Genomic DNA, 18,661 nt, shown 5'->3' with positions numbered 1-18,661 from the left:
ACCTTTTCCTAAGCCATCAATTTCCCGGCTTTCTTTAAGGCGTTATAAACCCGATTCGGAGTCAAAGGAATTTCATCTATACGCACACCGGCGGCGTTATAAATCGCATTCGCCAAAGCTGCCGCCCCATTAAACACCGGGTTTTCGCCCATTCCTTTTGCGCCAAACGGTCCCGGTTCAGCGGGCGCTTCAACGATGACAGGCACCAGCGGCGGCACATCCAAAATCGTCAGCGGGCGATATTCATACAGGGTTGGATTCATTGGAATTCCGGTGCTCGGGTCAACCAATAATTCTTCCGTCCAGGCGTATCCTAAACCGAAGATGCCGCCGCCGTGTATCTGCGCTTCAACAGCCGTTCGGTGAATGACTCTGCCGACATCGTGCGCGCAAACGAAATTCAAAATGTTTACCTGCCCGGTCGTCATATCGACTTCGCAATCAATGAACCCTGCGCCCCAACTCTTTACCCCTGGACTGTAAACGTAATAACCGAGACCGACTGCTGCGCCTTCGCTCACCAACTTTTTCGCCATCGCTTCGGTATTCACATCAAGTTTCGGTTGCGGCGTTTCCACTGCGCCGGTCTGTTCATTGAGCTTTGGCGAAATATCGATTTTCACATTGCAAAACGGCGTGAAATCTTCGCGGGGTTTGATGCCCGTCCCAAGTGATTTCAGATTCACTCCGGCAAGCCCTTGATTGGCATCCCGCCCAAGTTGTTTCAATAAATCCTGCGCCGCATTGTAAAACGCTTTGCCGCAACAATGCAGCGACCGGCTGGCATCGGTCACAAAATCCCAGGCAGTGGTCGCCGAATCGCCCCACGTTACCACAAGTTCAGAAACCGGAACCCGTAACGCTTCGGCAACAATCAACGCAATACCGGTGTGCGCTTCGGTGCCAATGTTACCGATGCCAAGCGGCACATGAATTTTTCCTTGCTTATCAATCCAGAGTAAGCCTATGCTGGCATCGCGTCCCGAATGCTCCTGACTGATGCGCATGCCTAAACCGCGCCGTATGCGCCCGGTTTTATTTTGCGGCGGTTCCCATTTGTCCCAACCGATTTCTTTTGCGCCCTGTTTAATGCATTCCTCTAAACCCGAACTGATAATCGGCGTGAGCGACCCTTCAACGGTGGTGACGCCTTCACCGGTTCGCAGATAATTTTTCAAGCGAAAATCCAGAGGGTTCATCCCCACGGCTTCGGCAACTTTGTCCATGTGCGTATCCAAACAATAGACCGCCTGTGGATGACCGAAGCCGCGAAGTTCGCCGCCAACCGGCGTGTTGGTATAAACGCAGTGAGCGATATAATGAAAATTAGTGCAGCGGTAGGTGTCGAGTATGCCTTCGCCCGCAACCGAGGCGACGGGCGCGCTGCTGCTGGCATATCCGCCTGCGCGTTGAATCGCCCGGCATTCCAGCGCCGTAAGCGTCCCGTCTTTTTTCATGCCGGTTCGCAAATACATCACAAACGGATTGCGCACATCTTCGCCATACACCTCTTCTTTGAGGGTGTATTCGAGTCTTACGGGTTTGCCGGTCTTTTTCGCAAGCAAGGCGGCGATGGCTTGATATAAAGTCTTGCCCGGGTCGTCCGTGCATTTGCCGCCAAATCCGCCGCCTAAAAATTGCGAAACCACGCGAACCTGGGCTTCCGGAATTTTCAAAACTTCGGCGATAATTGCCGCCGCGCGATGCGGGCTTTGCTGAGTATCCCAAACCGTCAGTTGCTCATCTTTCCACGAAGCCACACAACAATGCATCTCAATCGGCACGTGACATTGAATCGGCGTAACATAACGACCTTCGACAACCAAGTCGGCTTGCTTGAATCCTTCATCCATATCGCCGTGTTTGAATTCAATCGTCGGCGTATCCGCTGAACCGGGTTGCCCGCCAAATCCCGCAAGCGTGTCTTTGTGGATGGCTTTGACTTTGTTTTTTAGCGTGGTTTCTTCATCGAGATAAAATTCCAGAGGCGTAAAATCGACGCGAAGCAAATCCAAAGCATCCTGCGCGGTGTATTGATCGTCGGCAACAATTGCGCATATCGCATCGCCTGCAAACCGCGCTTTGTTATTTAACGGATGGCGGTCAAGGTTGAGTTCAGGAAAATCACGAAACAAAATCATGCCGCGATAACCGGGCAATTGTTTTGCGAGGCGGTCATCAATGCTTGAAAAAGTGGCGTGCGGGTAAGGGCTGCGAAGCACTTTGGCAATCAGTGTTTTTGAAAACTCATCATCTGCATGAAACCCCAAATCGCCTGTATAACGGGCGCGACCTGTGGCTTTCAATTCGCTGTCAAGCGTGTGGATTTTGGAATTGAGTTGCGAAGGAATTCCACCGGGCGGAGTGGTTGTGCCAATTCCATCTGGCGGCGGCGGGAATTTTCCCTGTTTGGTTGCGGCAGCAACCACTGAAGCAATTTCATTTTCATAGTTACCACAACGGCAGAGATTGCCCGCGAGTGACTGCTTGACATCATCAATGGTTATCGAAGATTTTTCATTTAACAAGGCAACCCCGCTCATTATCATTCCCGACGTGCAATGCCCGCATTGACTGCCCATCTTTTCGATAAAGCCCTGTTGAAGCGGATGCAATGTGCCATCTTTTTCCAAACCTTCGATAGTGGTGATTTCATGACCAACGGCATCCATTGCCAACATAAAACATGAATAAACCGGCAACCCGTCAACCAGCACTGTACACGCGCCGCACTGCCCCAGGTTGCAACCTTTCTTGGTTCCGGTCAGTCCCAAATCTTCGCGCAAAGCGAGTAACAAAGTTCGATGATGCGGGATGTTTAATTTTTGCAATTGACCATTGACCTTCAATTCAATGTCAGCCGATGTCGCTTGACGAGGCGTCATCGGTTCCTGCTTATTCTCTGCTTTGGTGAGTTGAACAATTTCATAACCCGTGCCGCCGATTGCCGCAGCGGTTAATCCCGCGCCGATTGCCGCTTGAATAAACGAACGCCGGGTTGTGTCATCGGGTGTTTCTTCGGTTTTTGCTTTCTCTTGTTCGCTCATCATCACCTCACAACTTAAATGGCATCGAAAACCGACGGCTATGAAAAAACCGCACAATTTCTTCCGCGCATCATGGGGATTTATTGCTTCCCTTTATCCCTTTTCAATTAACCTTTTGTTCGACCAGCCGGGTTCGATGTCGCAACCCCATCATCATAAACGCTGACACGCAACCGCCAACGAAGGTTGCAATCCAGAGGGTATTGGCTCCAAAACGCTCAAGCGTAGCAGTGCCAATCCACGGCGCGATGGCAAACGCAATACTGAAGGTCATCAAATAAAGTCCCATATATGCCCCGCGTTTTTCCGGCGGCGCGATTTCCGCCATATAAGCCGATGCGCCGGGGAATAACACCATCTCGCCAAATGTCCAAATCGCAATTGTCAAAGCGACCCCGCCAATACTTGAAGTCACGGCGAGCGCGCCAAATCCCAAAGCGAAAAGCAATGCGCCAAGTCCAAGCGCCAGACGATTCGACCATTGTTCAATGGCAAGCGTCAGCGGCACCTCAAGAAAAATAATCATCACCGTGTTGATTGCCATCAGCCCACCGTACAAAGCTTCTGAAAATTTCAAATCACCCACCAGATATAACGGCATCGCCGCTTGCGTTTGAAATAACACCAACTCAACCGGAATCATGGCGATTAAAAAATAGAGCAATCGAACATCGCTTAAAACGCTTGTCCGGGTCGCTACTGAATGGGTGACTTCAAGCGCCGTATGCAACGCCTTTTGATGATGTGAAGTTTGCAAACCGGAAATTGCCAGCACGATTCCGGCAATAATTGAAGTCATGCCATCGACCAGAAAAATGGCAACATAGGAAATCGTCGTTAAAAATCCGCCGATTACCGGGCCAATACTCATTCCCAAATTTACTGCCAACCGGCTGAGCGCAAAGGCGCTCTTTCGTTGTTCGGCAACCACCACATCGCTGATAATCGTCAAACTCGCCGGGCGAAAGGCTTCACCAAATATTGCCCAGATAAACACCAGCAAGGTGATGACAAAAATATTTTGAGTAAGGGGAATGATGAGCAACATCACCCCCGAAAGCCACAGCGTCCATTTCATCACACGCACAGGACCAATATGGTCACAGAGTTTTCCCGATAACGGCGAAGTGACGATTGCCCCTGCCCCGTAGGCAATTAACACCAACCCGGCATCGGCTGCCGAATACGCTAATTTCCTGGTTAAATACAAAACCAGAAATGGCAAAACCATTGTGCCCATTCGATTGCATAAGGTCACCGCAAACAGTATCCACATCTGCCTGGGTAACTCGCTCAGTCCGCGCCAAGGGTTGATCAATCCTTATCTCCTGAAAATAGCCAATGAATGATGATGAATGTTTGATGATTGTATGAATTCTCAACCTATTTAGACTTTGCAACTCTCGGTCGCCAACGCGCCGCACTGTGGCGCAAACGGAAATATTTCGCGGAAACCTTTCCGTTAATAATCGCTGCCAGATTCGCCCAGTTGACACGAATCAGCGCGAAATAGATGTGTCCGAGAATGATGGCGACGATGATGAACGCCGACAGGTCATGCAACAGTCGCTGCCAGCGCAGCCACCCGTGCGAAAATGTCGCCCATACTTCGACGCTAAAGACCAGATAAATTCCTGTAAAAATCAAAACCATAGAAACCACTGTGAGCAGGGCGTGATAGATTTTCTGCAAGGGGTCGTACTTGCCAAAACGCGGGTAGTTTTTTGTGCGTCCGAAAAAATTGCCCATGATGGTTTTTAAATCTGCCCAGTCGCGTTTTTCAAACCACATGGTTCGCGGTTCGCCTTTGGTAAGCGCCGATATGATATGCACCAATAACCCGACAATATAAAGCCCCGCAAATATTTCGTGAATCAGTACCCATGAAAAAATCGTCCCGCGAATTGAACGCGGCACAAACAAGGCAAGCCCGGAAACCGCAAGCATCATTAAAAATACGAAATTGCCCCAATGGTAGAGCCTCGCGCCGAGTTCATACTTTTCACCGCTTAAACCGAGGCTTTCAGCTTCGCTGGCAAGCGGTTCCCCGACAGCGCGTCGCAAGCGATGAATGCCAACGAATAACACGACCAGCCAGAGCATCAGCCAACCCGCAGAGGGTAAGAGTTGCACAGGAAGCCAGTCGCCATAGTAATCTTGAGCATAACGGAAAAATTGCATAACGCCTGCTCCTTTGAAATTGCGGATGATTTATCAGCTTCAAAAGCTGTGAGTCATTTGCGCGTTCTCACATTACCTTAATGTTCCAATTCTCTGTTCAATAATCGGGCGCATCTTATCACAGCCAAAATTCATCAACAATCTGCCCTCTCAGGTGACAGAGGATTTGGCTAGTGCTAGTCTGATAGTACATTGAAAAAGAAAATCCATCAGAGGTAAAAGCAATGAAAAAAATTTCCAGACGGGAATCAATCGGCAATCTCCTGTCAGCCGGAGCAGGCATGGCAATCCTTGGAAACCATACGGAAAGTAAAGCCGCTTCAGGCAACAGCGAACCAACAACTACTCAAGCGACGACCCTTGCCTTTCGCGGACAACATCCTATAAAACCGCTACCCTTTGACCCGACAAAATTGAAAGGCATTTCTGAAAAACTGATTAAATCGCACTGGGAAAACAACTACTCCGGAGCGGTTAAGGCGTTGAACGCCGTCGAGCAGCGATTGGACGCATTGTTAAAAGACAAGGATTTGCCGCCGTATATTTATGGCGATGTAAAACGCGAAGAATTGGTTCGCACCGGGTCAGTGGTTTTGCATGAGCACTATTTCGGAAATCTCGGCGGCGACGGCAAAGCGGGTGGCGCGGTAGTCAATTTAATCAAAAACCATTTCGGCAGTTTTGAAAACTGGGAAGCGGAGTTTCGCAAAACCGCGATGGCTTTATCAGGCGGCTCCGGTTGGGCTGTGCTTTCATATAATCTGCACAACGGCGAATTGCATAATTATTGGGCGTGGGATCATATGCACAATGCGCCGATGGGAAGGCCGCTTCTGGTGCTGGATATGTATGAGCATGCTTATCATATGGATTACGGCGCAGCCGCAGCCAAATATGTTGACGCCTTTATGATGAACGTGAACTGGCAGGAAGTGAATCGCCGGGCTGAGCAGGCGATTAAAATTCCCTTGATTTAAAAACGTATTACGGGAACGCGGACGTTCGCGCTTCCGGTCTTAATTTCCAGCCATTGCTCCGAAAAGCAGGAATAATCAATTGAAAATTTGGCATTCTTGAATAAGCAGTGAAAAGGAGCCTGAATAGTGCAAAAGCGGTTCAACCAAATCCTCACAGAACTCTTTGGCGAACCGCGTCAATTCTCACTTGAACACCGATTGTTTAACACCCTCAGCTTAATAAGTGGGGTAGCCAATCTCGGCGGCGCTTTCCGGTTTCTGGATTTCAATAATCAAAATCTTCTTTTTATTTTGCATGTCATTTCGGGGCTGGTTTTTCTGGTGTTCTATTTTTTCGCGCGGTTGCGTGGGTCGTACAGGAAACTTTTCTGGCCTTTTATCATTGGCATTCAAATTTTTCTTTTCGTCAACACCCTGATTAATGCAGGAACCCTCGGTGGCGCGCATTATTACTTCATTCCGGCGCTCGTCATTGCCATTATTCTCGCGCCTGCGAAACGTTCAATCGTTCTGGCTTTTGCTATATCCTGCTTTTTCACCCTGACAATAATTTTTATAGAGGTCAAACATCCTGAACTGATTGCCCCACACCTGAACAATGAAGCCAGAGTTACTGACATCGCTATCAATTTATTATTCGTACAGATTTTTACCGGCATTCTGGTTTTAGTCTTAACCAAAAATCTTAATCAGGAACGGCGCAAATCGGATAAATTATTGCTCAATATTTTGCCCGCCAGCATTGCCGACGAGTTGAAAGCCAGAGACGCTGTTGAACCCAAGCATTATGAAAGCGTCACCATAATGTTCACCGATTTCGTCGGCTTCACCCAAATCGCCGAACAGCTTTCGCCGCAGGAACTGATTCGCGAACTGGATGATTGTTTTCGTGAATTTGACCGCATCGCCAATAAACATGGCTTGGAAAAAATCAAGACCATTGGCGATGCCTATATGGCGGTCGGCGGAATTCCAATGATCAATCACACCCACGCGATGGATTGCCTCGACGCCGCTCTGGAAATTTTAGCTTTGATGCAATCGTTGAAGGCGCAAAAACAAAAAGCCAATAAACCTTTCTGGCAAATCCGCATCGGCATTCATTCGGGTTCATTAGTTGCAGGCGTCATCGGGCATGACAAATTCGCTTATGATGTCTGGGGCGATACGGTCAACACCGCCAGTCGTCTGGAATCCTCCGGCGTGGCAGGAAGAATCAATATTTCCGGCGCAACCTATGAACAGATAAAAGAGGCTTTCGAGTGTGAATATCGCGGCAAAATCGCTGCGAAAAATAAAGGCGAAATCGATATGTATTTTGTAAACGGCGTTCGTCAGGAAAATTTAATCGATGAAAAAATCATTGTAAAATCCGTTGAAACCTCTTCACCTCCTCACTAAATTAACCAACCCGTCGCGCATCTTTAACGTAACGGGAATCAAATGCCGTAACCAATTCGGTATTTAAATCATTGCTTGAATCAGGAAAGGTGGAGTTTATGAATCGTCGTTGGTTCGGTGTAGCAGTTCTGTGCCTGTTTATTTCTTCAAATTTTTTCAATTCATTTGCCATCGAAAAATTCAATAGCAGTAAATCATCAGACCATGAATGGGCGGCATACGGGCGCGACCAGGGAAGCTCGCGCTTTTCGCCGCTTACACAAATCAACCGCGAAAATGTCAAATCATTGCAAGTCGCACAAGCGACGCCGATAACCTATCAAATAAACGGCAAATAATAGATGATTATCTGCGCGGGCGGTCACGGCAAACTCGGAACCAAGATGGGCGATTCGGTCATGGCTTTTGCTCTGCCTGCAAAATAAGCGCAACGGTTGCAAGTTACAGCGGGCGAATGGTATTAAAGCTCTGCTATGAGCAGAGGACGAAAAGGCAAAAAAATCATTCCCCAGACGCAAACCGAAACTGTCGTTACAACCAACCAACAAACGCGCCGCGAAAAAGCCATCGCCATCTCGCAAACTCGCAAGAATGAGCGATGGCTTTTACTTGGCGTTTTAGCAATCACTGCGGTGGCATTTTTAAATGCGCTTGGCGGCGAATTCGTTTACGACGATAAATTTCAGATTATCAATAATCCTTCACTTGGCTCATTGACCAACATTCCCAAGATGTTCGTGCAAAGCGTCTGGCAATTTATGAATGCCAATTCGCCCGAAGCCGTCGGTCTCTATTACCGCCCGATGTTCAATTCCCTGCTCATCATCACCAATCAGATGTTCGGTGCCAATTTGTTCGGATGGCATCTGGTTTCGTTGGGTTTGCATGTGACGGCAACCTACCTGGTTTATCTGCTCGCCAGAGAGTGGCAACTCGCGAATGAAATGGCTCTCGGCGCAGCCTTGTTATTCGGGCTGCATCCTGTGCATAGCGAATCGGTCGCCTGGATTTCGGGGCTGCCCGACCCGTTAGTGACCGTTTTTCTACTTGCTTCGCTGATTTTTTATGAACGCCAGCGAAATCGCGCGCTGCAAAAACACCTATTAATTTTAAGTTTGATTTGCGCCTTGCTGGCTCTGTTCAGCAAAGAGATTGCCATCGTCTTTCCGGCATTTCTTTTGATTAGAGAGTTACTGGATAAAAAACCCGAAGAGCATATTTACGAAGCCGCGATTCGTTCTGTCAAAAGCGCCGCGCCCTATTTCGCGATGGCGGCGATTTATCTGGTCGCGCGTTTTCTGGTTCTGGGTTTTTTGAGCAAGACCGAACCCAAAGCCATCGGCATTACCACTGAGCAGGTGATTTTTACGATTCCGGTGATTTTATTACGCTACGCGAAATTACTTTTTGCACCGTCGCCGTTATCCATCATCTACAGTCAGGAATATGTTTCGAGCGCCGCTGATATACAATTTTGGGGATGTTTGCTGGGAGCAATCGGGATAATGCTTGCCGCAATTTGGTTCACGCGAAATTCAATGCTCAGAAAACTTTCGCTCATCTGGATGATTTTATTTTTGTTGCCGGTTTTAAATCTGAAAGCCTTCAATCCGCAGGAATCCCTAATCCACGACCGTTATCTTTATGCGCCATCGGTTGGCTTTTGCATTTTGCTTGCACTGGCGATTTACCGGCTCAGTCAATTTTTCAAAGCGCGCGAACAGATGGTTTTCAGAACGGCGATTGTGCTCATCAGTCTGGTATTTTTCGGATTGACGATTTCGCAGAATGAAACCTGGAAGAATGATTTCGCAATGGTCGATAATGCCTTGAAAGTCAGCCCGCAATGGTCATTTCTTTATAACTATCGCGGCGCGCAATACAGCAAGAGCAACCCGGCAGAAGCCGAGCGCAATTATCAGGAAGCATTGAAATACAATGGGGACAATTATGATGTCTATTCCAACCTCGGCAATCTCTGGCAAAATCAGGGCAAGTTTGCCGAAGCCGAACAACAATATTTGAAAGCCATCGAACTCGGCGCGAATTATTCGGATGTGTTTTTCAATCTCGGAGCAGTTTATATCGCGCAAAATCGTCTGGCGGAGGCCGAACCGCACTTGATTCGTGCTGTCTATCTGAATCCATCTTACACCGTTGCGCGCTATAACCTCGCGTGGGTTTATGACCAACTGGGTAAATTGCCACAGGCTGAGCAGGAATATATGAATACGTTGACCTACGCGCCAACGTATGCCGAACCGCGCATCAATCTGGGCATCGTTTTAACCAAACAATCGCGGTTTCAGGAAGCTTTAAATCAATTGCAAACCGCACAAGTCTATGCGCCCGATCATTCGGTGTTGCTTTTTGCGCTTGGCGATTTGTACCTGAAGATGAATCAACCACAACAGGCGATTGATAGTTTCAACAAATTAATTCGTCGCGAACCGCAACATCGTCTGGCGTATACGAGCCTGGGGCTGGCATATGAAGCCGCCGGTAATAAAGAGCAGGCGCGCGCTAATTTTCAAAAAGCCATAGAGGTTGCGCCGCAAGACCCATACACCGCAACCGCCCGCGACCACCTGGCGAAACTATAAATCAATTACGATTCGATAACCTATGACTACAACTCAAAAACCATTCATCATTGATGCCTGGGCACAACCGGCAAACGCTAAAGGGTTTGCCAAAATGCCCGAAATTGTTCGGCTTTTTCAACAATCCGGTTCGGCTCACCTGGTTGAACAAGGACTCTCAGGCGAACAAATCATCGCGGAAATGGACAAAGCCGGAGTTGATCAATTGATGCTTTCGGCGTGGCATCGACCGGGCAGTTGGATTTTCTCGAATGATGAAATTGCCGAAATGATTCGCGCTTATCCTGACCGCTTCGCAGGCATCGCCGCCGTAAATCTCGAAAAACCGGTTGAAGCAGTGCGGGAACTCGAACGCGCCGTAAAAGAATGGGGATTTAAAGCCCTGCGCGTAGTGCCCTGGCTTTGGAAATTGCCGCCCAACGATAAACTCTATTACCCGCTATATGTAAAGTGCATTGAATTGGACATCCCGTTTTGCACACAGGTCGGACACACTGGCCCATTGATGCCCTCGGAAACCGGACGCCCGGTGCCATACCTTGATGAAGTGGCACTCACTTTTCCCGAACTCAAAATCGTTGGCGGTCATATCGGCTACCCGTGGACAGATGAGATGATTGGACTCGCCTGGAAACACGCCAATGTTTTTATCGACACCTCGGCTTATCTGCCGCGCTATTATCCCCCGCAATTGATTCATTACCTGAAAACCTATGGCAAAGACAAAGTCTTATTCGGAACCAATTTTCCGCAACTCGCATTGGAAAAATGTGTGGCGCAGGTTTACGAACTCAATTTACCGGATGATATACAAGCAAAATTTTTAAGCGAAAATGCCAAACGGGTATTTAAGTTATAGGTATTCATGAATAAACCGCCGCAATCTGACAAAGCGTCTGACCTGAATGATTCGCAATCGCAGGAAGTCAATTTCCGGGTAGCGTTTCGCTATTGGTTGAAACTTGGGTTTATCAATTTCGGCGGTCCTGCCGGTCAAATTGCGCTGATGCACAATGATCTGGTTGATCGGCGGAAATGGATATCCGAAGAGCGTTTTCTTCATGCCTTGAACTTCTGTATGTTGCTGCCCGGCCCCGAAGCGCAACAATTGGCGGTCTATATCGGCTGGTTGCTGCACGGCACACGCGGTGGCATCATCGCCGGTTCATTTTTTGTCTTGCCATCCATCGCGGTCTTGCTTGCGCTCTCATACATTTATGCGCGATTCGGTAATGTGCCTTTTGTGATTGCCATCCTTTCCGGTTTCAAACCCGTCGTCGTGGCCATTGTCGTCGAAGCCATTATGAAAATCGGCAAACGGGCTTTGAAACGAATGGAACACTTTATCATCGCTGGTCTCGCTTTTATGGCTATCTATTTTCTGCACGTTCCCTTTCCGCTTATCGTTTTTACGGCGGCAATTTTGGGATTGTTATTGAAACGGTTCAATCTGCCAAAAACAGCTTCAACTATTGAACAATCATTAACCCAAACAGCCAAAACCGTCTCGCAAAAACCCCTGTTACACAGCATTAAAACTTTTTCGGTTTTTGTCGTACTTTGGGCAATTCCATTTGTCATTTTGATTTGGTGGCGAGGTTGGGAAAGCCCGCTTGCAAAACTTTATCGCTTCTTTACTCAGGCGGCATTTGTGACCTTTGGCGGAGCTTATGCAGTTTTGGCTTACGTTACGCAGGCGGCAGTCGATTCCTACGGCTGGCTTACTCAGTCGCAGGCGGTTGATGGGCTGGCGCTTGCTGAAACCACACCTGGGCCTCTGATTATGGTTTTGCAATTTATCGGCTTTATGTCGGGATGGAATAATCCTGACGGTTTATCGCAAACCACCGCAGGTGTGATAAGCGCGTTGATTACTACCTACACGACATTTCTACCCTCTTTTATGTTTATTTTGTTAGGCGCGCCTTACATTGAAAAACTGCGCGAGAATCATTCGCTCACTTCGGCGCTCTCAGGCGTCACCGCGGCAGTGGTCGGCGTGATTTTAAACCTTGCGCTGGTATTCGGGCTTGCGGTGATTTTTCCAAGTGGCAGGTTATCCGATATAAATTGGTTTGCGGCGATCATGAGCATCGCAGCATTCATCGCGCTTTACCGATTCAAAATAGATGTCTTGTGGGTCGTCCTTGCAGGCGGCGCAATTGGTCTTTTATTCTCGCTATTGCGATAGCTCAAAGCGAGTAAAGGAGTGGCTGAATGAAAAAAGGAATCCGTAAATTTATTCCAATGCTTTTGTCATTTTCATTCGTCATCTCAAGTAATGCTCAGGAAATCATGAAACGCCAGGCAGGCGAATCGCTTGAGGCGTTTGCCAAAAGAATTATTCCTGCGAAAACCGAACTGGTACACACGGTTGTTGAAGGCAAGTTCGGCGCATTCGCCAAAGCTGTGGTTATTCTTTTCGATAAGACAGATGAATTAAGCGCAGGGTTTTCAGGCTGGGTGTTGGCGCTCAATGCTGATGGTTCCTACAAAAAATTTTCATTGCCCGCCATCAACGCCATTCCCGGTCAATTTGAATTTTCCGTAAATGCCGTGATGTTTGCCAACGCCGATAAAGACCCGCAGTTTGAACTGATTCTGCTTTTTGAACAGTATCGCAACGGCAGCGGCGAAGAACCGTTTAAAGGTTCACTGGTTTATGATTGGGATGGCAAACAATTTGTTTCAATGACCGACGTTGAAACTCATCTGGAAGGATTGACCACCGCAAAAGCGGTTCGGGCAAAATTGAAAGCTCTCGGATATTGAGGGAAGTCCCTCGAAAGGTGTTAAGAAAAATACGGAACAGACGGAATAAACAGAACAAACGGAAATCGCTGGTTTCGCCGGTTCCGCTTGTTTCGTTATTTTCGTTTGTTCCGTACTCTGCTGCTGCCTTGATGCAAAGCATCGAAGGCTTCCGAAAGCGCGAAAAAATTTTTACTGTTGCGCCGATTTCATCATCAGGTTTTCAATAAAAAATTCCATCATGCGATTCATATTCAAACCTGAATGACCGGCATCGGGACCGACCTGCACTTCAAAACTCTTTCCGGCATTTTGCAAAGCGCGAATCAATTGCATGGAATTGTTCGGGTGAACGTTGTTATCGGCGGTGCCATAATAAATCATCAACCGACCTTTCAGCTTGTCCGCATAATTCATGGCGTTGCCCGCTTCGTATCCGTCTTTATTTTCCTGGGGAATCCACATATAACGCTCTGTATAAATCGAGTCATAGTGATGCCACGACGTCACCGCCGACGATGCCGACGCCGCCTGGAAAACATCTGGATGACGCAAAATCGCGAGCGCCGAAGAATATCCGCCGTAAGACGTTCCGAAAATGCCTACACGATTTTTATCCACATAAGATCGCGACCAGAGCGATTTCACGCCCGCCGCCTGGTCATCAATTTCCACGACGCCGAGTTTTTGATAGATAGCGTCAAGGAAACGCTTGCCGCGTCCGGCGGCGCTACGCGAATCGAGCGAAGCCACCAGGAACCCATATTCGGTAAGCGGGCTTGGCGGTGAAAAAGTTTCGCGCGCCCCGTTGGTTGCCGGTCCCGCATAGACGCTCACAAGCAATGGATATTTTTTCGAGGGATCGAAATTGGATGGGAAACTCAGCAAACCGTGAAGTTCGGTGACCCCATCGGCGGCTTTATATTTGATGAGTTCCATCTTTTTAAGTTTCAATTCCTCAAATTTCGTGAGGTCGCTTTTCGCCAGTTCTTCGACGACTTTACCGGTCGCATCAACCAACCGCGTGCTCGGTGGCGTGTCATGGGTTTGCGCGACATCAACAAAATACTGTCCATCAGGCGCAAGATTGACCGCATGATTCAAGGTCGGGTCGGTCAACCGTTTATCGCCTTTGCCATCGAGTCCCACGCGGTGCAATTGCATTTTCATGTGATTGTCGCCGCTTCGCGCCAGGTAATAAAACGTATTGGTGTCTTCATCAATGCGGACGATGCTTGCGGTTTCAAATTGATGTTGGGTAAGCGGGGTAATCAACTTGCCGCTCAAATCATAGAGATAATAATTTTTCCAGCCGGTGCGTTCCGATTCCCAGATGAAGCGTTTGCCATCCTTTAAAAATCGTATTTCGGGCGAATTATCAACCCAACTCGGCAACCATTCTTCGTGAACCACGACGCGGCATTTGCCGGTTTCCGGATTAGCCGCGGTAAATTCCATAATGTTCTGTCGTCGATTGCTGCGATTGAATAAAAGTTCTGTGCCGTCGGGCGACCAGGTGACGCCATAGACATAATGCCCGACTGCCGAATTTTCAAACGGCTTGCCATCGCGAACATCCACCTGAGTCGATTTTTTGCTGTCGATGTCATAGACAAACAGTTCAACGATGGGGTTATTGACCCCGGCTTTGGGGTAGGCTTCGATGTCCATGCGGCTTTGCAGTTTGGTCTGATCGAGTTGCAGGAAGAAATCGGGAACCGGGCTTTCATCAAAACGATAGTAGGCGATTTTTTTGCCATTCGGCGACCACCACATCGCTGTGGTCTGATTGAGTTCTTCGCCATATACCCAGCTTGCGGTTCCGTATTTGATGCGTTTCTTTTCGTCGCCATCGGTGGTGATGGCGATTTCATTCGAGCCATCGGCATTGCTTAAAAAGAGATTACGGTTGCGATGAAAAGCTTTGAGTTTGCCATCCAGTGAAGTAGCTGAATCGAATTGTCTGCCACGCTCGGGCCCGCCTCTGCGGCGTCGCCCCATCATATCATCATTGGCGGCGTCGCCTGACGTGGAAGTGGCTTCCGTAGCCTGTTTGGTGGCGATGTCATAGCGGAAAAGCTTGCCATCTTTGCGGTATTCAAAAGCTTTGCCGCCGTCTTTCCAGGCAACTTGCAACGCGCCGGTTTTCACCGATCCGGGAATTTCGCGGCTTAATTTCTGATATTGGTCATAACCCGGCATCAATTTCAGTCGATCCTGTGCAGGGGTTGCAGGTGACTGAATGATGAATGCCAGCAGTAAACTCAAAACTAATTTCACACTCAAAATGTTAGCGATTATTTTTTTCATCGCGTCATTCTCCTTTTAATCATTGAAACCTTATATATCACTGATGAGAGTAACTGTTGCATCGGCAATGACCTTGAATCAATCGAAGATTCCTGGAAAAGTGATCGCAAAATCGTGATCGTCGTATCAAGGAATGGATTGATTGATGAGCTGCTTTGATTAAGCTGGGTTTTTCGTTTGGCAAACCGATGCCCATTTTCTGTCGGCGATTTGATTTTCCACTGTTCCACTGATTTATGCAAAATGAAAACTAACTGTACCATCCCGAACCGTTCGATTAAAGTCAGCTTCTCTTTATCATTGACTCAATTCGATGAAGTTGGGGGTCGAGGTCGGATAGTTAAGTGTGTTTTTTGTGAAACCGAGTTGGCGTTTAATCCCTATCGGTTGGCGCTTGATTTTACTGAGCCAGGGTTAAACAGTGGAAAAAAACTTACTGTAAAACTGCTCGAAGAAACGCTCTTTGACCACATAAAGGTGCAGCCAAAGAACCCTTTCTCAACCCCGGTAAATTATTTTGCAGGCTGCTTTAGAGTGCCATTTGCGGGTTGATAGATTAACAAGCTTTTTCAAGTGCCTGGTTAATGCGAACTTCCGCTTCGGTTCTGGTTTCTCCCAAGACTTCCGAGATTTCACAAATCAACAGGCACCTGGCTTTTTCCAAAGTTTTTCGTTCCCCAAACGACAGGCTTTTTTTCTCGCGTAAATCCGTCAAGGATTCGACCACTTCGGCAAGGTCAAATGCCGAACCGGTGGCGAGCAATTGCATATTCAGGCGAATGCGATCCCGACAATTTAAATCTGATTTTGAAGTTCGCCTCAATCGTTCCAGCAAACCGGGAATTTCGGTTTTCTTGAGCAAAGGGCGTATGCCAACATTTTCAACCTTGTTTGCGGGAACCAACAATTTCCCCCCACCCTCGTTGAGAACCTGCAATTGATAAAAGGTAACCCGTTTTCCGCCAATCAGTTTTTCCTCGATAGCGTCAATCAGGCACGGACCTTGACTTGGATAATTGACTTTTTTCCCAATCAACAATTTCATGGAAGCATAACTTTCGTTAGCCAGCGCATCCCGGCGCGGTTCAGTATTCACCCGTTATACAACAATTTATCGTAAGGGATTCGCGACCATTTAAACAACCCGCTATTAACTACGATATCGGTACGTGATTCGCCCCTTGGTTAAATCATAAGGGGACAACTCAATCGCCACCCGATCACCGGCTAAAACCTTGATAAAGTTTTTGCGCATTTTCCCCGACAAATGCGCGAGAATTTCATGACCTTCACCGATTTTCACTTTGAAATTGGTGTTGCCAACACATTCGAGGATAACGCCTTCTGCGGAAATCATATCTTCTTTAATAACTCACCTTTCCTTTCTTTTTTGATAAACATCAAAATGGTTATCGACCAATTAACCCTAGGCGCGTGGTCTGTAAGAACGCGCCTGCATTGCCCGCAAGCGGTTGATTTCATTTGCAAGCAGAATTTGCTTTTCAGAGCGCCCGTCGGAAAACCCCTTTAAGCGCAATCGTTCAAGTTTGATGCCGGTTGACCGTTCAATCGATTCCAGGGTGAACTCTTCTTCAGGGCTAACCAAAGTTACTGCCGCCCCATCGCGTCCGGCGCGTGCGGTTCGCCCGACGCGATGAATATAGTCTTCCGCAGTGGCGGGCACTTCATAATTGACGACGAAGGCAATGTCATCGACATCAATGCCACGCGCCGCAATATCGGTTGCCACGAGGACTCTGGCACGACCCGAACGAAATTTCGCCAGCGCCGCATTGCGCTGTGATTGACTGCGGCTGGAATGCAATGTGACAGCCTGGTGATTATTGGCAGTCAGGATTCGCACCAGTTTATCTGCACCATGTCGCGTCTGGGTAAATACCAAAAAGGTTTTGTTGGGTTGTTCTTTTAACAACGCCAGTAAAAACGGGGTCTTGGCATGCGCCAGAACCGGATAGGCTTTCTGGGTGAGCGTTTCAACCGTAGTTGTCAAAGGATTCGCGTCAACCCGCACATAATCGCGCATCAATTCAAATACCAGCTTTTCAACTGCCTTTGATAGCGTCGCGGTCATCAACATCGTTTGTCGTTTAACCGGCAGATGTTTGATGAGTTGTCTGACCTGCGGTAAAAAGCCCATATCCAGCATACGGTCGGCTTCATCAAGAACAAAAACTTCGATCAACTTAAATGAAATGGCGTTACGATTGATTAAATCGTTCAATCGTCCGGGCGTGGCAATCAAAATATCGACACCTGCGCGTAAAGCCTGAAATTGTTTGGAAAAACTTTCGCCGCCGACAATCGAAAGGCAACGAAGTCCGCTCCCCGCAGCAAAACTTTTCGCATTCGTTTCAATCTGTTTGGCAAGCTCACGCGTCGGAGCCAGAATCACAGCTCGAAGTTTTCCGGTTGGCTTCAATCTGGCGATTATCGGCAGCAAAAATGCTGCGGTTTTTCCTGACCCGGTTTGCGCCGTAGCCACAATGTTATTCCCCGCCATCGCCAGCGGGAGGGTTTTACTTTGAATCTCTGTCGGATTCGTTATGTTGAGTTTACTGAGCGCCTTAACAATCGGCGCTCCGAGTCCCAACTCTTGAAATGTTTTAATACTCATGAATCTCACTTTGGATACACCACGCTTTGCCAATATTTAAATTTTGAATTGGAGATTAAAGCGGTGATTGAATTGTATCCGTTTGCTGTAGGTTAATGACCATTCAGAATCTGTCTTTATTTTCCAGTCCATGGTTCGCGAACAGCTTTGAAAAGTTTTAAAGTGTCAGGGTAAAAGCGAATCGCTTTTACCCCGACCATCCTTTAGTTAATCCGAAAATTAGTAGCGGTTGCCGTAGCCGCCGCGTCCTCCACGCCCACCGTTATTACGTCCGAATCCACCACGTCCGCCGGAACGCTCTTCACGCGGTCGCGCTTCGTTGACCGTCAACGAACGTCCATCGACTTCGGTTCCGTTGAACTGGGCAATCGCCTTGTCCGCGTCCTCACTATTCATTTCTACAAAGGCGAAACCTTTGGAACGACCGGTATCACGGTCGGTAATGATACTGACGGATTCAACCTGACCGGCTTGTTCAAAAAGCGTGGTCAAATCATTTTCGGTTGTGTGATAAGACAAATTGCCAACATAAATTTTTTTACTCATTTGTTCTCCTAAACTGGTTATGAGGAACTTCTGTAACTTGGTGGGAAAAGGAATGAACGAATCAAACGCTCTCCAAACAGTAGCGGAAGGACCTGAACTTACAATCATCAGCAGCACTCGAACTGCCAAACCAACATGAATACCATACCAGATAAATGATTAATCGTCTACGAATCAATTTTTGTAAATTTAAATTAACGGGTTGAACCC

15 protein-coding genes are annotated in these 18,661 nt (G+C 47.8%); 7 read left to right on the top strand and 8 right to left on the bottom strand.

From position 1 onward, the window contains the following. Window positions 1–8: 8 nt before the first annotated feature. From AB1757_11065 to AB1757_11055, 3 genes are all read right to left on the bottom strand, one after another. Complete coding sequence (locus AB1757_11065; GenBank protein MEW6127566.1) at window positions 9–3,050, bottom strand: molybdopterin-dependent oxidoreductase; 3,042 nt, start codon at window positions 3,048–3,050, stop codon at window positions 9–11. 100 nt (window positions 3,051–3,150) lie between these two features. Beyond that, entirely contained in the window at window positions 3,151–4,365 is a 1,215-nt protein-coding gene (locus AB1757_11060; protein ID MEW6127565.1) for an MFS transporter, read from the bottom strand. Window positions 4,366–4,430: 65 nt separating this feature from the next. Further along, window positions 4,431–5,228, bottom strand: coding sequence for a cytochrome b/b6 domain-containing protein (locus AB1757_11055; GenBank protein MEW6127564.1), 798 nt, complete (start codon window positions 5,226–5,228; stop codon window positions 4,431–4,433). A 224-nt stretch (window positions 5,229–5,452) separates the two neighbouring features. On the opposite strand from AB1757_11055, the gene AB1757_11050 reads away from it, so the two are divergent. The 7 genes from AB1757_11050 (at window position 5,453) to AB1757_11020 (ending at window position 12,981) form a co-directional block, all read left to right on the top strand. Continuing rightward, window positions 5,453–6,205, top strand: a complete 753-nt coding sequence (locus tag AB1757_11050; protein ID MEW6127563.1) for a superoxide dismutase — start codon at window positions 5,453–5,455, stop codon at window positions 6,203–6,205. Window positions 6,206–6,331: 126 nt separating this feature from the next. After that, complete coding sequence (locus AB1757_11045) at window positions 6,332–7,606, top strand: adenylate/guanylate cyclase domain-containing protein (protein MEW6127562.1); 1,275 nt, start codon at window positions 6,332–6,334, stop codon at window positions 7,604–7,606. Window positions 7,607–7,704: 98 nt separating this feature from the next. Next, window positions 7,705–7,944: a hypothetical protein gene (locus tag AB1757_11040; GenBank protein ID MEW6127561.1), complete on the top strand. Its 240-nt coding sequence runs from the start codon at window positions 7,705–7,707 to the stop codon at window positions 7,942–7,944. Window positions 7,945–8,079: 135 nt separating this feature from the next. Continuing rightward, a complete protein-coding gene (locus AB1757_11035) occupies window positions 8,080–10,209 on the top strand; it encodes a tetratricopeptide repeat protein (GenBank protein ID MEW6127560.1) in 2,130 nt (709 codons plus the stop codon). A 22-nt stretch (window positions 10,210–10,231) separates the two neighbouring features. Further along, complete coding sequence (locus AB1757_11030; protein ID MEW6127559.1) at window positions 10,232–11,068, top strand: amidohydrolase family protein; 837 nt, start codon at window positions 10,232–10,234, stop codon at window positions 11,066–11,068. Window positions 11,069–11,074: 6 nt separating this feature from the next. Continuing rightward, window positions 11,075–12,400 carry a chromate efflux transporter gene (gene chrA, locus AB1757_11025; protein ID MEW6127558.1) on the top strand — a complete coding sequence of 442 codons (1,326 nt, stop codon included), beginning with the start codon at window positions 11,075–11,077 and terminating at the stop codon, window positions 12,398–12,400. Window positions 12,401–12,426: 26 nt separating this feature from the next. Continuing rightward, the gene (locus AB1757_11020) at window positions 12,427–12,981 is read left to right on the top strand and encodes a hypothetical protein (GenBank protein MEW6127557.1); all 555 of its coding nucleotides are present in this window, start codon (window positions 12,427–12,429) and stop codon (window positions 12,979–12,981) included. A 171-nt stretch (window positions 12,982–13,152) separates the two neighbouring features. Here AB1757_11020 and AB1757_11015 read toward each other — a convergent pair whose 3' ends face one another. The 5 genes from AB1757_11015 to AB1757_10995 form a co-directional block, all read right to left on the bottom strand. Then, complete coding sequence (locus tag AB1757_11015) at window positions 13,153–15,270, bottom strand: DPP IV N-terminal domain-containing protein (protein MEW6127556.1); 2,118 nt, start codon at window positions 15,268–15,270, stop codon at window positions 13,153–13,155. Window positions 15,271–15,826: 556 nt separating this feature from the next. After that, a complete protein-coding gene (locus tag AB1757_11010) occupies window positions 15,827–16,366 on the bottom strand; it encodes a CarD family transcriptional regulator (protein MEW6127555.1) in 540 nt (179 codons plus the stop codon). Between the two features lie 54 nt (window positions 16,367–16,420). After that, entirely contained in the window at window positions 16,421–16,627 is a 207-nt protein-coding gene (gene infA, locus AB1757_11005; GenBank protein MEW6127554.1) for a translation initiation factor IF-1, read from the bottom strand. 69 nt (window positions 16,628–16,696) lie between these two features. Then, window positions 16,697–17,905 carry a DEAD/DEAH box helicase gene (locus tag AB1757_11000; GenBank protein MEW6127553.1) on the bottom strand — a complete coding sequence of 403 codons (1,209 nt, stop codon included), beginning with the start codon at window positions 17,903–17,905 and terminating at the stop codon, window positions 16,697–16,699. A gap of 219 nt (window positions 17,906–18,124) precedes the next feature. Continuing rightward, complete coding sequence (locus AB1757_10995; GenBank protein MEW6127552.1) at window positions 18,125–18,451, bottom strand: RNA-binding protein; 327 nt, start codon at window positions 18,449–18,451, stop codon at window positions 18,125–18,127. Window positions 18,452–18,661: the final 210 nt, after the last annotated feature.

This window comes from Acidobacteriota bacterium, from assembly GCA_040754075.1.
In the GTDB taxonomy this organism is placed as follows: domain Bacteria; phylum Acidobacteriota; class Blastocatellia; order UBA7656; family UBA7656; genus JBFMDH01.
This window is presented reverse-complemented; position numbering and strand designations above follow the sequence as displayed.